This is a genomic window from Streptomyces sp. JHA26 (assembly GCF_002005565.1).
GTDB lineage: Bacteria > Actinomycetota > Actinomycetes > Streptomycetales > Streptomycetaceae > Streptomyces.
The window spans coordinates 23,017-36,898 of sequence record NZ_BDJC01000065.1 but is presented as its reverse complement, the minus strand read 5'-3'; the positions used below and the strand labels follow the sequence as shown (position 1 = coordinate 36,898).

Genomic DNA, 13,882 nt, shown 5'->3' with positions numbered 1-13,882 from the left:
GGGACACACCGGGCCGGGCGGTGCGGCCGACGCCGGACCGGCGCACGGGGGGTTCCCCGGCCGGCCGGGACGCCGCCCCCGGTGCCGCGTCCGCGCCCGCCGAGGGCGAAGTCGGCAGCACCTTCGTCTTCCGCCGTCCGACGGCCGGACCGCAGACGGCACCGGCCGCCGACGGTTCCGCGGCCGACGAGGGCACCATCACCTTCCGCGCGGTCCCCCCGCGCGCGGCGCGGCAGGAGGGGACGCCGGAGTCCGGCGCCCCGGACGCCGGCGCCTCACCCGCCACGGGCGGCCCCGGCTTCACCGCCGGGGCCTCCGGCCGGGGCGCGACGGGTCCCCAGCCGGCTCCCGCGACCGTCCCGACGGCGCCCTCCGGCCCGCAGCAGATCGGCGGCCCGGCGGCCGGTCCCGCCGTCCCCCGGCAGACCGCCGCACCCCAGCCCCAGCCCGTCCAGCCCCAGCCCGTCCAGCCCCAACCCGTCCAGCCCCAGCCCGCCGCCCCGACCCCGGTCGCCGTCGGCCCCGGCGGCGGACAGGCCTCCTGGGCGCAGCAGGTGCACCGGCTCGCCGGGGCGGGCGGGGACGAGCAGCCCGTCGCGCCCTGGAAGCCGCCCGTCGACGACGTCTTCCAGGCCGCCGCCCGCCGCCAGGCCGCGGCCCGCCCCGCCGGGCTCGGCAAGCGGCTGGCCGCCCGGCTGATCGACACCGTCGTCCTGGCGGGCGTCACCGCCGTGGCCGCCGTGCCCCTCGGCGGCAGGGCGATCGACCACGTCAACGACAAGATCGACGCGGCCAAGCTCTCCGGCGAGACCGTCACCGTCTGGCTGCTCGACGGCACGACCGGCACGTACCTGGGCATCGTGCTGGCCGTCCTGCTGCTCTTCGGCGTCGTCTACGAGGCGCTGCCCACCGCCAGGTGGGGCCGCACCCTGGGCAAGAGGCTGCTGGGCCTGGAGGTGCGGGACATCGAGGCCCACGAGCCTCCGTCCTTCGGCGCCGCGCTGCGCCGCTGGCTGGTCTACAGCGTCCCCGGCCTCCTGGTGGTCGGAGTCGTCGGCGTCGCGTGGTGCCTGTTCGACCGCCCCTGGCACCAGTGCTGGCACGACAAGGCGGCCGGCACGTTCGTCGCGGGCTGAGACGGGGACGGCCGCGGCCCCGCCCCCGATGGCGGAGTCCCCAGGTCAGGGCGTACTCCGGACGGCCGCTCGCCGGATGCGCCACCGGGGGGTTCGCGGTCGACTCGGGCCATGAGCAGCGAACCGCCCCACGGCCCCGGCGGGCAGCCGCCCGAGGACGACCCGTTGAGGAAGCCTCCCCCGTCCCCGGGCGGCGCGGGCTCCCCGTACGACAACCCGCCGCCGTACGGGGGCGGCGAACCCCCGCCCCCCGGCGGGGGAGGCCCCTACGGCGGCGGACCGTACGGCGGCGGGCCCTACGGCGGTGACCCCTACGGCGGCGGTTCCTACCCCACCGACCCGCTGGCCGGCATGCCGCCGCTCGCGGACAGCGGCCGGCGCACGCTCGCCCGCATCATCGACATGATCCTCGTGGGCATCGTGGTCTGGCTGCTCAGCTGGGCGTTCAACGTCCAGGAGTACCAGGTCGACGGCGACCAGGTCGAGGTCGGCAAGTCCTTCGGGCAGTCCCTGATCGCCGCCGTGCTCTACATCGCCTACGACACCTACCTGACCGCCCGCACCGGCCAGACCCTGGGCAAGAAGTGGCTCGGCATGCGGGTGGCCGACCTGGAGAACGGCGCCACGCCCTCGGTGCAGACCTCGCTGATCCGGGCCCTGGTGCTGTGGATCCCGTTCGCGTTCTGCTGCGCCTGCGTGTGGACGATCATCGCGGGCGGCTGGAGCTTCTTCGACAAGCCCTACAAGCAGGGCCTGCACGACAAGGCGGCCAAGACGGTGGTGGTCACCACCCGTTGAGGGCCGCCGGGCCCGCGGTCAGGCGGCCCGGCCCCGCACCGACTCGCCGGCCCCCGCGTGGACCCGGGACGCGGCCGGCGCCGGTTCCCCGGTCGCGGCGGGCCGCACGGCGGCCACCGGGCGGGTCCTCGGCTGCGGGACCTTCAGGGCGACCAGCAACCCGAGGGCGAGGGCGGCGACGGCGACGACCGCGACTCCCGGACCCGAACTCGTCCCCGACAGCAGCAGCATGGCGAGCGTCGAGAAGATCACGGTGCACGAACCGTAGGCGAACTGAGCGGCAGTCGGACGGGGCATGGCCATCGTGTCCTCGGAAGGCGATCTGTGGGTAAGGCCGGTCGTCGGCCTGGCTTTCCGCCGATCCCGGGCGTTCCGCCAAGCGACTCTAACGGGCTGTGTGCCCGAGTGGAACAAACAGTAAGCGTGACCTGGCCGACAGGGCAGATGCACGGGGGGCGCACGGATTCATGGTGCCGGGCACGTGGCCCGTCCCACGGGGCGGCGGGGCGGCGGGCCGCGGCCGGTGTCCGTAAAGCGGACCGCGACTCCGCATAGTGCACTTGATCTGCTCAAGTCAAGGTCTGTCTTTTCGCGCGAACCTCTAGTCAAATGTCGTCACTTGACTACACGCGTTGATCACGTGTGCGCGGACTTTGCCATGTTTTGGTCCCCCGATCCGCGCACGTGCACGCGGGGGAGGAACTCAAGTGACCAGTAGATCCTGGACGTTCAGAACGGCGGCCACCGCCGTCGCGCTCGCCGCTGCGGGCGCCACGCTCTCCACCGCCACCGTGGCGTACGCGGACGTGCCCGTCCGCCCGGCGGCCGCGGAGGGCCACGACCCGCACCCGGCCAAGGGTATGGACTCGCACGACCTCGACGGCCCCCTCAGCAAGACCCAGGAGGCCCAGCGCCAGGAGGCGCTGAACCAGGTCATCGCCGGCAAGGCCTCGGTGAAGAAGAAGGACGGCTCCAACGTCGTCCAGCTCAAGAGCAAGAAGGGCGACGCCAAGTACGTCGAGCTGGGCCGGGAGAAGACCGACAAGATCTTCACCATCCTGGTCGAGTTCGGCGACAAGGTCGACAGCCGCTACGGCGGCGAGGCCGGCCCGCTGCACAACCAGATAGCCAAGCCGAACCGCAAGAAGGACAACTCCACGGCCTGGCAGGAGGACTACGACCAGCAGCACTACCAGGACCTGTACTTCGGTTCCGGCAAGGGCGTCAACTCCGTCAAGACGTACTACGAGAAGCAGTCCTCGGGCCGCTACTCGGTCGACGGCGAGGTCTCCGACTGGGTCAAGGTCCCCTACAACGAGGCCCGTTACGGCAACAACGCCTGCGGCGACACCAACTGCCCGAGCGTGTGGAACGTCGTCAGCGACGGCCTGAACGCCTGGGTCGCCCAGCAGAAGGCGGCCGGCCGCACCGACGCCCAGATCAAGGCCGACGTGGCCCGCTTCGACGAGTGGGACCGCTACGACTTCGACGGCGACGGCGACTTCAACGAGCCCGACGGCTACATCGACCACTTCCAGATCGTGCACGCCGGCGCGGACGAGTCCGCGGGCGGCGGCGCCCAGGGCACCGACGCGATCTGGGCCCACCGCTGGTACGCCTTCGGCACCGACGCCGGCGCCACCGGCCCGGCCGACAACAGGCTCGGCGGCGCGCAGATCGGCTCCACCGGCATCTGGGTCGGCGACTACACCATCCAGCCGGAGAACGGCGGACTCGGCGTCTTCGCCCACGAGTACGGCCACGACCTCGGTCTGCCGGACCTCTACGACACCAACGGCGGCGACAACTCCACCGGCTTCTGGACGCTGATGTCGTCCGGTTCCTGGCTCGGCACCGGCCGCAACGAGATCGGCGACCTGCCCGGCGACATGAACGCCTGGGACAAGCTCCAGCTCGGGTGGCTGAACTACGACACCGCCAAGGCGGGCGTCAACTCCTGGCACAAGCTGGGCCTGGCCGAGTACAACACCAAGCACAAGCAGGGCCTGGTCGTCGAGCTGCCGAAGAAGAAGGTCACCACCGAGATCGTTCCCCCCGCCCAGGGCCAGACCCAGTGGTGGAGCGGCAGCGGTGACGACCTGAAGAACACGCTGACCCGCAGCGTCGACCTCACCGGCAAGACGTCGGCCGCCCTCACCCTCGACGCCTGGTACGACATCGAGGCGAACTACGACTACCTCTACGCCGAGGTGTCCACCGACGGCGGCGCCAACTGGACGGCCCTGGACGGCACGTTCGACGGCCGGCCGATCGAGCGCGACGGCAGCGACAAGCCGGCCCTGAGCGCCTCCGTCGACGCCTACGGCAAGCTCGTCTACCCGCTGGACGCGTACGCCGGCAAGAAGATCGACCTGCGCTTCCGCTACCAGACCGACGGCGGCCTGGCCATGAAGGGCTTCACCGCCGACGAGATCACGGTCACGGCCGACGGTGCGGTGCTCTTCTCCGACGACGCCGAGACCGCGGACGCCGCGTGGACCGCGAACGGCTTCACCCGGCAGGGCGCGTCCTTCACCAAGGACTACGCGCAGTACTACATCGCCGAGAACCGGCAGTACGTGTCGTACGACAAGACGCTGCAGGTCGGTCCGTACAACTTCGGCTTCACGGACCGTCCGGACTGGGTGGAGCACTACCCGTACCAGAACGGCCTGCTGATCTGGAAGTGGGACACCTCCCAGGCGGACAACAACACCAGCCAGCACCCGGGCACCGGCCTGGTCCTGCCGGTCGACTCGCACCCGAAGGCGATGACGTGGAAGGACGGCACCCTGCTGCGCAACCGCATCCAGGCGTACGACTCGCCGTTCAGCCTGTACCGCACGGACGCCATCACGCTGCACAAGGCGGACGTGGCGAAGTACTTCCCGGGCTCGAAGGGCGTCTCGGTCTTCAACGACCGCAAGAACACCTACTACGACCCGGCGAACCCGACCGGCGGTGTCAAGATCACTGACACCAATACGCAGATCAAGATCCTCAAGGAGGCCAAGAACGGCTCGACGATCGAGCTCGAGGTCGGCCCCGCAGGTAGGTAAATAGCATCTGTGCAGGTCAGAGCATGATCGGCGGCGACCCCCTGGCGGGTCGCCGCCGATCCGTGTTTAGGTGCGTCCTGTGGCTCGCTTATTGACACCGGAACCCGCACCGATCGACACGGGGGTATGACCGCATGGCCGCAGGAGGCTTCTGCAAGCTGCCGAACGGCACGGTGGTGGTGGCACTGCACCTGCCCAGACCCGCCGCCGAGGGCGACGTGCGCGTACTCGTCCACGCCCACAACCGGGCGCGCGCCCTGACCAGGCTGCGCAACCTGGGCCTGCGCGCGGTCTACCTGCGGGGCAACGCGGCACCACCCACCCCGGACGAGATCACGGCGGTCCTGCACCACCCCGACGGCCTCATATGGCGCACGGCCCCCGTGGGCGACGCCCTCGTCCAGGAACTGTGGCACCCGATCCGGGCGCTGCTCAGACGCCCGGCGGCACAGACCTAGAGGGCCTCGTCCGGACCGGACCGGCTCCGGCGGGCCCCTACTGGACGACGGGCTTGCCCGACAGCTCCACGCCCGCCTCCCGCAGCTCCTCCAGCGCCCGCTCGGTCGTCTCCGGGGCGACCCCGGCGGTCAGGTCGAGGAGCACCTGCGTGCGGAAGCCCTCCCGGGCGGCGTCCAGGGCGGTGGCCCGGACGCAGTGGTCCGTGGCGATGCCGACGACGTCGACCTCGTCGATCTGCCGGGCGCGCAGCCAGTCGGCGAGCGTCGTGCCGTTCTCGTCGGTGCCCTCGAAGCCGCTGTAGGCGGCCGAGTACGCCCCCTTGTCGAAGACGGCGTCGATGGCGCCGGAGGCGACGGCGGGGGCGAAGTTCGGGTGGAAGCCCACGCCCTCCGTGCCGGCGACGCAGTGCGCCGGCCAGGAGTGGACGTAGTCGGGGTTGTCGGCGAAGTGGCCGCCCGGCGCTATGTGGTGGTCGCGGGTGGCCACGACGTGGCGGTAGCCGGCGGGCGCCTGCCCGATCAGCTCGGTGATGGCGGCGGCCACGTCGGCACCACCGGTCACCGCGAGGCTGCCTCCCTCGCAGAAGTCGTTCTGCACGTCTACGACGATCAGGGCGCGGCGCATGGGCGGTGTCCTTCGACTCGGGATCGGCGGGGCAGGAGGGACGGGCGGTCGAGGGCGGTGCGGGCCTTTTCGCGTCGCACCAGCATTAGCTACCCGAGCCCCCGTGGAGGTACTCCGTCGGAATGACGGGTTCCCCACGCGACAGCTGGGTCGCGGACAGCGGCAGGCCGGCGCGGGCGGCGGCGTGCCGGTCCCGGGCGACGTCCAGCGGCTCGCGGGCGACGACCTCGCCGCCCTCGACCAGCCGGACGAGGAGCTGCCGGTCGGCCAGATCGGCGGGGACCGGACCGGTGCCGACGACCTCGGCCTCGGCGTAGCCGTCGGCGTCCAGGCGGCGGGCGGCCCACTTGCGGCCGCCGATGGAGGTCTTGCCGCCGCTGGACTTCTTGGCCACCGGCACCAGCGGCGCCCCGGCGGCGTCGGACTCGGCCCGGGCGACGAGCTTGTAGACCATGGAGGCCGTCGGGTGCCCGGAACCGGTCACCAGCTGGGTGCCGACGCCGTACGCGTCCACGGGCGCCGCCGCCAGCGAGGCGATGGCGTACTCGTCCAGGTCGGAGGTGACGACGATCTTCGTCTCGGTGGCCCCCAGCTCGTCCAGCTGCTGCCGCACCCGGTGCGCGACCAGCAGCAGGTCGCCGGAGTCGATGCGCACGGCGCCCAGCTCGGGCCCGGCCACCTCCACCGCCGTGCGGACGGCCTCGGCGACGTCGTAGGTGTCCACCAGCAGCGTCGTGTCCCGGCCCAGGGCGTCCACCTGGGCGCGGAACGCGTCGCGCTCGGTGTCGTGGAGCAGGGTGAAGGCGTGCGCGGAGGTGCCGACGGTGGGGATGTTGTAGCGGAAGCCGGCGGCCAGGTCGGAGGTGGTCGCGAAGCCGCCGACGTAGGCGGCGCGGGCGGCGGCCACCGCGGCCAGCTCGTGGGTGCGGCGGGCGCCCATCTCGATCAGCGGCCGGTCACCGGCGGCGGAGGCCATGCGGGAGGCGGCGGCGGCGATCGCCGAGTCGTGGTTGAGGATGGACAGGAGCACCGTCTCCAGCAGCACGCACTCGCCGAAGGTCCCCTCGACCCGCATGATCGGCGAGCCGGGGAAGTACACCTCGCCCTCCGGGTAGCCCCAGATGTCACCGCTGAAGCGGTAGTCGGCGAGCCAGTCCAGGGTCTCGCCGTCGACGATGTCCTGCTCGCGCAGGAAGCGCAGGACGCCGGCGTCGAAGCGGAAGTTCTCCACCGCGTCCAGCACCCGTCCGGTGCCCGCCACGACGCCGTAGCGGCGCCCGTCGGGCAGCCGGCGCGTGAAGACCTCGAACACGCTCCGCCGGGAGGCCGTGCCCGCCTTCAGGGCGGCTCGGAGCATGGTCAGCTCGTACTGGTCCGTGAAGAGCGCCGTCGAGGGGACGTCCACCGGCAGCCCAAGGTCCGCTGTGTTCATGGCAGGATCGTACCCCCATCTCGTCAGTCTGACGATTTGTGGTTCCGTGGCGTGGCCCACAGACCCGTTTGTGCGGGCGCCCCCCTGTGGTGGCAGCATGGGCAGTGTGACGGCAGCCGCACCCATGGAGATCGAGAAGACCGAGTCGGCGGAGGAGGTCTTCGCCGTACCCGAACCCGACGTGCCCTGGGTGACGATCGTGCACAACGATCCCGTCAACCTCATGAGCTACGTGACCTACGTCTTCCAGACGTACTTCGGCTACCCGAAGGACAAGGCCACCAAGCTCATGCTCGACGTCCACCACAAGGGCCGGGCGGTCGTCTCCAGCGGCAGCCGCGAGGAGATGGAACGGGACGTCCAGGCCATGCACGGCTACGGCCTGTGGGCCACTCTCCAGCAGGACCGGAAATGACCGACGCCCGCCCGCAGGACGGAAGCAGCTGAATCACCTCCATGCCAGGACAGTTCGAACCGCTCCCCGGCGGCGGCGCGGCCGTCGCCCTCGACGACGTCGAGATCTCCATCATCCGCTCGCTCGCCGTGCAGCTCCTGGAGCTGATCGGCCCCGGCCCCGCGGAGAACGCCTCCGACGACCCGCTCGCCGAGCTCTTCGCCGACGGCCCCAGCGAGCCGCCCTCCGACCCGGTGCTGCGCCGCCTGTTCCCGGACGCCTACGTCGACCCCGAGGGCGCTCCGCGGGCGAAGGAGGCCGAGGAGCAGCGGGCGCACTCCGCCGAGTTCCGCCGCTACACCGAGAACGACCTGCGGGCCGGCAAGCGCGAGAACGCGCTCGCGGTGGTCCGCGCCCTGGACGCCCTGGCGTCGGCGTCGGCGGGCGGGGACGGTGCGGTGCTGAAGCTGTCGCCGGACGAGTCCCGGCAGTGGCTGAGCACCCTGAACGACCTGCGTCTCGCGATCGGCTCCCGGCTGGAGATCACCGACGAGGACGACTCCGACCTGCTCTACCGGCTGCCCGACGAGGACCCGCGCAAGCCGATGGTGATGGCGTACCTGTGGCTGGGCGGCCTGCAGGAGACGCTCGTCACCACCCTGATGCCCTGACCCGTCCGGGATCGTCCCGGAAACCGGGGGTGCCCGATGTGGACGTCCGCTCAGAGGGCGTTCACGTCCGCATAACGATCCTGTGAAATCGGTGCCCTCTTCTGCACCGTTCAGGTGGCTTTTGTCCACTTCTTCTTGTGGGATGCGTCACAGGGTGCACCTGTGATCTCTGTTGCGGCCGTGATAAATCTTCACGACCGCCCGGCGAACACCACCCGTATGTTCGACCGGGTGCGCCACCGAGCCGGCGACCGCCGGCCAGGCACGAGCGGGCCGTGAAGCCCGCTCAGCTCCATCATCCGGGGGGATCGAGACCCGATCCGCGGCCGACTCAAGGCCCGGGTCGGCATGGAGAAAGGCGCACCACTCATGACCTCTGCGCAGGTCGACCAGCATCACGACGGCAACGAGGCCGCAGAGCACGAGGGCGGCGAGGGCTACCAGCGCGGGCTCGGCGCCCGGCAGATCCAGATGATCGCCATCGGCGGTGCCATCGGCACCGGCCTGTTCCTCGGCGCGGGCAAGGGCATCTCCAAGGCCGGCCCCAGCCTGATCCTGGCCTACGCCATCGCGGGCCTGGTCATCTTCCTCATCATGCGGGCGCTCGGCGAGCTGCTGATGTACCGCCCGGTGTCCGGCTCCTTCTCGGAGTACGCCCGCGAGTTCATCGGCCCCTTCGCCGGGTTCGTGACCGGCTGGACGTACTGGCTGTTCTGGGTCGTCACCGGCATCACCGAGGTCACCGCCGCGGCGGCCTACATGACGTACTGGTGGGACATCCCGCAATGGGTGTCCGCGCTGGTCTTCACGATCGTCCTGTACGGCGCGAACCTCATCTCCGTGAAGCTCTTCGGTGAGCTGGAGTTCTGGTTCTCGATGGTCAAGGTCACCGCGATCATCGGCATGATCCTCATCTGCGTCGGCGTCCTGACGATCGGCTTCTCCGACGCAGGCGAGACCGCCTCCGTCTCCCACCTGTGGAACGACGGCGGCTTCTTCCCCAACGGCGTCGGCAGCAGCCTGATGACCCTGCAGATGGTCATGTTCGCCTTCCTCGCCGTCGAACTGGTCGGCGTCACCGCGGGCGAGTCCAAGGACCCGAAGACGGTCCTGCCCCGCGCGATCAACACCGTGCCGTGGCGCATCGCCGTCTTCTACGTCGGCGCGCTGATCATGATCCTGTCGGTCGTGCCGTGGACGCACTTCCAGCCGGGCGTCAGCCCCTTCGTCGCCGCCTTCGAGAAGATGGGCCTGGCCGCCGGCGCGGGCATCGTCAACTTCGTCGTCCTGACGGCCGCGCTGTCCTCCTGCAACTCCGGCATGTACTCCACCGGCCGCATGCTGCGCGACCTGGCGCTCAACGGCCAGGGCCCGAAGCTCTTCACCAAGCTGACCCGCAGCGGCACCCCGCTCGTCGGCACGACGTTCTCCGCCGCGCTGATGATGGTCGGCGTCTGGATCAACTACCAGTGGCCGGGCAAGGCGTTCGACTACGTCGTCTCCTTCGCCACCATCTCCGGCATGTGGGCCTGGATCATGATCCTGATCTCCCAGATCCGCTACCGCGCCAGGTCCGACCGCGGCGAACTGCCCCGCTCGGACTTCCGCGCCCCGGGCGCCCCGCTCACCAGCTGGTTCGCGCTCGCCTTCATCGGCATGGTGATCGTGCTGATGGGCGTCGACAAGGACGCCCGCATCTCGCTGTACTGCGCCCCGCTGTGGGGCCTGCTCCTCCTGGTGTCCTACCTGGTGCTCAAGCGCCGCAACCCGCAGGCCGCGGCCTTCGCCAGGCGCTGACGCACCCACCGGGACGTCCGGCCGCCGGGAGCTCTCGTGGCGCCCCACGGCGGCCGCCGCTCAGGACGTCCGGCATATGGGCCGTTCCGTACCATCCCTCGGTACGGAACGGCCCTTCTGCTTATCCTGACGGACATGCTGACCCTCACCCAGGCCCTCCACGACCAGATCGTCGCCCACGCCCGCAAGGACCACCCCGACGAGGCGTGCGGCGTCGTCGCGGGACCGGCCGGCTCGGACCGCGCCGAGCGCTTCATCCCCATGCTGAACGCGGCCATGTCGCCCACCTTCTACGAGTTCGACTCGGGCGACCTCCTCAAGCTCTACCGCGAGATGGACGACCGCGACGAGGAGCCGGTGATCATCTATCACTCCCACACGGCCACCGAGGCGTACCCCTCCCGCACCGACATCAGCTACGCCAACGAGCCCGGCGCCCACTACGTCCTCGTCTCCACCGCCGACACCGACGGCCTCGGCGAGTTCCAGTTCCGCTCCTTCCGGATCGTGGACGGCGAGGTCACGGAAGAGGAGGTCAAGGTGGTGGAGGCGTACTGATCTCGCACAGCGGACGGAAAGCGTCCGAAGCATGAGATCACACTCCGGAAGCCGGACCGGGAATCGATACGATGAACCCATGGTTCTTCTCGACGTGAGCGAAAAGGCGCCGGGCACGCTGCTCGTGGCGCGGCTGCACGTCGACCTGTGCAGGCTGAACAGCGCCATCTGTTGATCTTCCGCTGCCGCCGTACGGCCGTGAGCCGCGGCGGGCCGCCGCGTGCCGCCGCGCGCCCCACCGAACCCACGACACCTTCCGACAGGAGCCCTCAGCCATGGCCATCGAGGTCCGCATCCCGACCATCCTCCGCCAGTACACCGACGGCCAGAAGGCGGTGGAGGGCAACGGGGACACCCTCGCCGAGCTCTTCGCCGACCTCGAGACCCGGCACGCGGGCATCCAGGACCGACTCATCGACAAGGCGAACGGCGACCAGCTGCGCCGCTTCGTCAACGTCTACCTGAACGACGAGGACGTCCGCTTCCTCGACGGCATCGACACCAAGCTCGCCGACGGCGACAGCATCACGATCCTGCCGGCCGTCGCCGGCGGTATGGCCTGATCGGCATGCGGTACGACTCCCCGCTGGCCGCGGTGGGCAACACCCCCCTGGTGCGCCTGCCGCGGCTGTCGCCGTCCGACGACGTCCGCATCTGGGCCAAGCTGGAGGACCGCAACCCGACCGGCTCGATCAAGGACCGCCCCGCCCTGCACATGATCGAGCAGGCGGAGAAGGACGGCCGGCTCACCCCCGGCTGCACCATCCTCGAGCCCACCTCCGGCAACACCGGCATCTCCCTGGCCATGGCCGCCAAGCTCAAGGGCTACCGCATCGTCTGCGTGATGCCCGAGAACACCTCCCAGGAACGCCGGGACCTGCTCGCCATGTGGGGCGCGGAGATCATCTCCTCCCCGGCCGCGGGCGGCTCCAACACCGCCGTACGGGTCGCCAAGGAACTCTCCGCCGAGCACCCCGACTGGGTGATGCTCTACCAGTACGGCAACCCGGACAACGCCGGCGCCCACTACGCCGGCACCGGCCCCGAGATCCTCGCCGACCTGCCCTCGGTCACCCACTTCGTGGCGGGACTGGGCACGACGGGGACGCTGATGGGCGTCGGCCGCTACCTGCGCGAGCACAAGCCCGACGTGAAGATCGTCGCCGCCGAGCCGCGCTACGACGACCTGGTCTACGGCCTGCGCAACCTCGACGAGGGCTTCGTCCCCGAGCTGTACGACGCCTCCGTGCTCACCACCCGCTTCTCGGTGGGCTCGGCCGACGCGGTCACCCGCACCCGCGAACTCCTCCAGCAGGAGGGCATCTTCGCGGGCGTCTCCACCGGCGCCGCCCTGCACGCCGCCATCGGCGTCGGGAAGAAGGCGGTCAAGGCGGGGGAGAGCGCGGACATCGTGTTCGTCGTCGCCGACGGCGGCTGGAAGTACCTCTCCACCGGCGTCTACACGGCGGCCACCACCGAGGAGGCCATCGAGACGCTGCACGGCCAGCTCTGGGCCTGACGCCTCACCGGGCGAGGTGGCGCACCTGGTCCCACAGGGCCGGGTCCACCTCGCCCACCCGGCGCCGGAAGTCGCCCACCGGCACCTGGCGCAGCTCGTCCGTCTCCAGGAAACTCGTCCGGCCCCGCCCGTCGCCGACGGCCCCCGGCGGCAGCGTGATCACCCCGGCCCGGTCCTCCCGGTAACGGCTGGTGATCTTGGCGACCAGCACCCGCCGCCCGCGCACCGCGATCACCAGGCACGGCCGGTCCTTCGCCCCCGGAACGTCCTCGTAGGGCACCTTCGCCCACCAGATCTCCGCCGGCCGCGGCCGCACCGCCCGCCCCCGCGGACCCCGGGGGCGCCCCGGCGGACGCCGGCTGCCCGCGGGCCGCCGCCGCCCGGCGCCCCAGCCGTCGACCACCGTGGCGACGAGCGCGAGGAGCACCACCGCCGCGAGCGCGAGCCACCAGGACGTGTCCATACCGACGACGTTACCGGCGTGCACCCGCGCCGCGCGCCCCCTCGGTGGCCCCGCGCGCCCCACGTCCAGCCGAACCGGTGACACCACAGGTGAGTTCGCCCACAACGGCCCCTGGCGGAGGAGCGACCGAAGGTTTTGCGCCTTACGCTCGACGGACCGCACGACCCCCGTCTCCCTCTACCCGCCAGCGGAGGTTTCTGCTTCATGAAGCTCACCGTCGTCGGCTGCTCGGGGTCGTTCCCGTCCGCGGAATCGGCCTGCTCGAGCTACCTCGTCGAGGCCGACGGCTTCCGGCTGCTCCTCGACCTGGGCAACGGCGCCCTCGGCGAGCTGCAGCGCCACTGCGGTCTCTACGACCTCGACGCGATCTTCCTCAGCCACCTGCACGCCGACCACTGCATCGACATGTGCGCCTACTTCGTGGCGCGCTACTACCGGCACGACGGCGGCCGCTGCGACCCCCTCCCCGTCTACGGACCCGAGGGCACCGAGCACCGGCTGACCACCGCCTACGCCGACACGCCCTCCGCGTCCTCCATGAGCGAGGTCTTCGACTTCCACACGGTCAAGCCCTCCACCTTCGAGGTCGGTCCCTTCACCGTGCACACCGAGCGCGTCGCCCACCCCGTGGAGGCCTACGCCATCCGCGTCGAGCACGGCGGCCGGTCGCTGACGTACTCCGGCGACACCGGCGCCACCCCCGTGCTGGACGAACTCGCCCGGGACACCGACCTGTTCCTGTGCGAGGCCGCCTTCACCCACGGCAAGGAGAACATCCCCGACCTGCACCTCAACGGCCGCGAGGCGGGACAGAGCGCGAGCCGGGCCGGCGCCCGCCGCCTGGTCCTCACCCACATCCCGCCGTGGACCGACCCGCGGATCAACCTGGCCGACGCCCGCGAGGTCTACGACGGCCCGGTGGACGTGGCGGCACCGGGCGCGGTGTACGAGATCTGACGAACGACGACGGAG

Annotated in this window: 16 protein-coding genes; 12 read left to right on the top strand and 4 right to left on the bottom strand. The window is 71.1% G+C overall.

Going from position 1 to position 13,882, the window contains the following annotated elements; translation table 11 throughout:
- Together JHAT_RS34430 and JHAT_RS28925 are read left to right on the top strand one after the other, a co-directional pair.
- The coding region (locus JHAT_RS34430) for an RDD family protein (RefSeq protein WP_107482052.1) at nt 1-1,136 on the top strand (1,136 nt) is incomplete at its 5' end.
- A gap of 111 nt (nt 1,137-1,247) precedes the next feature.
- A complete protein-coding gene (locus JHAT_RS28925) occupies nt 1,248-1,934 on the top strand; it encodes an RDD family protein (RefSeq protein ID WP_107482051.1) in 687 nt (228 codons plus the stop codon).
- An 18-nt stretch (nt 1,935-1,952) separates the two neighbouring features.
- Here JHAT_RS28925 and JHAT_RS28920 read toward each other — a convergent pair whose 3' ends face one another.
- Complete coding sequence (locus tag JHAT_RS28920) at nt 1,953-2,237, bottom strand: hypothetical protein (protein ID WP_077801235.1); 285 nt, start codon at nt 2,235-2,237, stop codon at nt 1,953-1,955.
- A 404-nt stretch (nt 2,238-2,641) separates the two neighbouring features.
- Here JHAT_RS28920 and JHAT_RS28915 point away from each other — a divergent pair, with 404 nt between their 5' ends.
- Entirely contained in the window at nt 2,642-4,993 is a 2,352-nt protein-coding gene (locus tag JHAT_RS28915) for an immune inhibitor A domain-containing protein (RefSeq protein WP_077801234.1), read from the top strand.
- 134 nt (nt 4,994-5,127) lie between these two features.
- Entirely contained in the window at nt 5,128-5,451 is a 324-nt protein-coding gene (locus JHAT_RS28910) for a hypothetical protein (RefSeq protein WP_077801233.1), read from the top strand.
- A gap of 37 nt (nt 5,452-5,488) precedes the next feature.
- Here the strand turns inward: JHAT_RS28910 and JHAT_RS28905 are convergent, their stop codons facing one another.
- Together JHAT_RS28905 and JHAT_RS28900 are read right to left on the bottom strand one after the other, a co-directional pair.
- On the bottom strand, nt 5,489-6,076 hold the full coding sequence (locus tag JHAT_RS28905) for a nicotinamidase (RefSeq protein WP_077801232.1): 588 nt from the start codon (nt 6,074-6,076) through the stop codon (nt 5,489-5,491).
- 85 nt (nt 6,077-6,161) lie between these two features.
- Complete coding sequence (locus JHAT_RS28900; protein WP_077801231.1) at nt 6,162-7,508, bottom strand: nicotinate phosphoribosyltransferase; 1,347 nt, start codon at nt 7,506-7,508, stop codon at nt 6,162-6,164.
- A gap of 97 nt (nt 7,509-7,605) precedes the next feature.
- Here JHAT_RS28900 and clpS point away from each other — a divergent pair, with 97 nt between their 5' ends.
- The 7 genes from clpS (at nt 7,606) to JHAT_RS28865 (ending at nt 12,447) form a co-directional block, all read left to right on the top strand.
- A complete protein-coding gene (gene clpS, locus JHAT_RS28895; protein ID WP_077801230.1) occupies nt 7,606-7,923 on the top strand; it encodes an ATP-dependent Clp protease adapter ClpS in 318 nt (105 codons plus the stop codon).
- A 41-nt stretch (nt 7,924-7,964) separates the two neighbouring features.
- Nucleotides 7,965-8,573, top strand: coding sequence for a DUF2017 domain-containing protein (locus tag JHAT_RS28890; protein WP_077801229.1), 609 nt, complete (start codon nt 7,965-7,967; stop codon nt 8,571-8,573).
- A gap of 369 nt (nt 8,574-8,942) precedes the next feature.
- Nucleotides 8,943-10,370: an amino acid permease gene (locus JHAT_RS28885; protein WP_077801228.1), complete on the top strand. Its 1,428-nt coding sequence runs from the start codon at nt 8,943-8,945 to the stop codon at nt 10,368-10,370.
- A 135-nt stretch (nt 10,371-10,505) separates the two neighbouring features.
- Nucleotides 10,506-10,928 (top strand): Mov34/MPN/PAD-1 family protein, encoded by a 423-nt coding sequence (locus tag JHAT_RS28880; protein ID WP_077801227.1) that lies wholly within the window; start codon nt 10,506-10,508, stop codon nt 10,926-10,928.
- Nucleotides 10,929-11,007: 79 nt separating this feature from the next.
- A complete protein-coding gene (locus JHAT_RS36015) occupies nt 11,008-11,103 on the top strand; it encodes a putative leader peptide (protein WP_310873142.1) in 96 nt (31 codons plus the stop codon).
- A 100-nt stretch (nt 11,104-11,203) separates the two neighbouring features.
- A complete protein-coding gene (locus tag JHAT_RS28870; RefSeq protein ID WP_077801225.1) occupies nt 11,204-11,491 on the top strand; it encodes a MoaD/ThiS family protein in 288 nt (95 codons plus the stop codon).
- A gap of 5 nt (nt 11,492-11,496) precedes the next feature.
- Nucleotides 11,497-12,447, top strand: coding sequence for a PLP-dependent cysteine synthase family protein (locus JHAT_RS28865; protein WP_077801224.1), 951 nt, complete (start codon nt 11,497-11,499; stop codon nt 12,445-12,447).
- 4 nt (nt 12,448-12,451) lie between these two features.
- Here JHAT_RS28865 and JHAT_RS28860 read toward each other — a convergent pair whose 3' ends face one another.
- Complete coding sequence (locus tag JHAT_RS28860; protein WP_077801223.1) at nt 12,452-12,910, bottom strand: type II toxin-antitoxin system PemK/MazF family toxin; 459 nt, start codon at nt 12,908-12,910, stop codon at nt 12,452-12,454.
- Between the two features lie 204 nt (nt 12,911-13,114).
- Here JHAT_RS28860 and JHAT_RS28855 point away from each other — a divergent pair, with 204 nt between their 5' ends.
- Complete coding sequence (locus JHAT_RS28855) at nt 13,115-13,867, top strand: MBL fold metallo-hydrolase (RefSeq protein ID WP_077801222.1); 753 nt, start codon at nt 13,115-13,117, stop codon at nt 13,865-13,867.
- Nucleotides 13,868-13,882 lie beyond the last annotated feature (15 nt).

Coding starts and splice junctions, on each gene's coding strand:
- JHAT_RS28925 (WP_107482051.1), top strand. CDS start 1,248: ATGAGCAGCGAACCGCCCCACGGCCCCGGCGGGCAGCCGCCCGAGGAC.
- JHAT_RS28920 (WP_077801235.1), bottom strand. CDS start 2,237: ATGGCCATGCCCCGTCCGACTGCCGCTCAGTTCGCCTACGGTTCGTGC.
- JHAT_RS28910 (WP_077801233.1), top strand. CDS start 5,128: ATGGCCGCAGGAGGCTTCTGCAAGCTGCCGAACGGCACGGTGGTGGTG.
- JHAT_RS28905 (WP_077801232.1), bottom strand. CDS start 6,076: ATGCGCCGCGCCCTGATCGTCGTAGACGTGCAGAACGACTTCTGCGAG.
- JHAT_RS28900 (WP_077801231.1), bottom strand. CDS start 7,508: ATGAACACAGCGGACCTTGGGCTGCCGGTGGACGTCCCCTCGACGGCG.
- clpS (WP_077801230.1), top strand. CDS start 7,606: ATGGGCAGTGTGACGGCAGCCGCACCCATGGAGATCGAGAAGACCGAG.
- JHAT_RS28890 (WP_077801229.1), top strand. CDS start 7,965: ATGCCAGGACAGTTCGAACCGCTCCCCGGCGGCGGCGCGGCCGTCGCC.
- JHAT_RS28885 (WP_077801228.1), top strand. CDS start 8,943: ATGACCTCTGCGCAGGTCGACCAGCATCACGACGGCAACGAGGCCGCA.
- JHAT_RS28880 (WP_077801227.1), top strand. CDS start 10,506: ATGCTGACCCTCACCCAGGCCCTCCACGACCAGATCGTCGCCCACGCC.
- JHAT_RS36015 (WP_310873142.1), top strand. CDS start 11,008: ATGGTTCTTCTCGACGTGAGCGAAAAGGCGCCGGGCACGCTGCTCGTG.
- JHAT_RS28870 (WP_077801225.1), top strand. CDS start 11,204: ATGGCCATCGAGGTCCGCATCCCGACCATCCTCCGCCAGTACACCGAC.
- JHAT_RS28865 (WP_077801224.1), top strand. CDS start 11,497: ATGCGGTACGACTCCCCGCTGGCCGCGGTGGGCAACACCCCCCTGGTG.
- JHAT_RS28860 (WP_077801223.1), bottom strand. CDS start 12,910: ATGGACACGTCCTGGTGGCTCGCGCTCGCGGCGGTGGTGCTCCTCGCG.
- JHAT_RS28855 (WP_077801222.1), top strand. CDS start 13,115: ATGAAGCTCACCGTCGTCGGCTGCTCGGGGTCGTTCCCGTCCGCGGAA.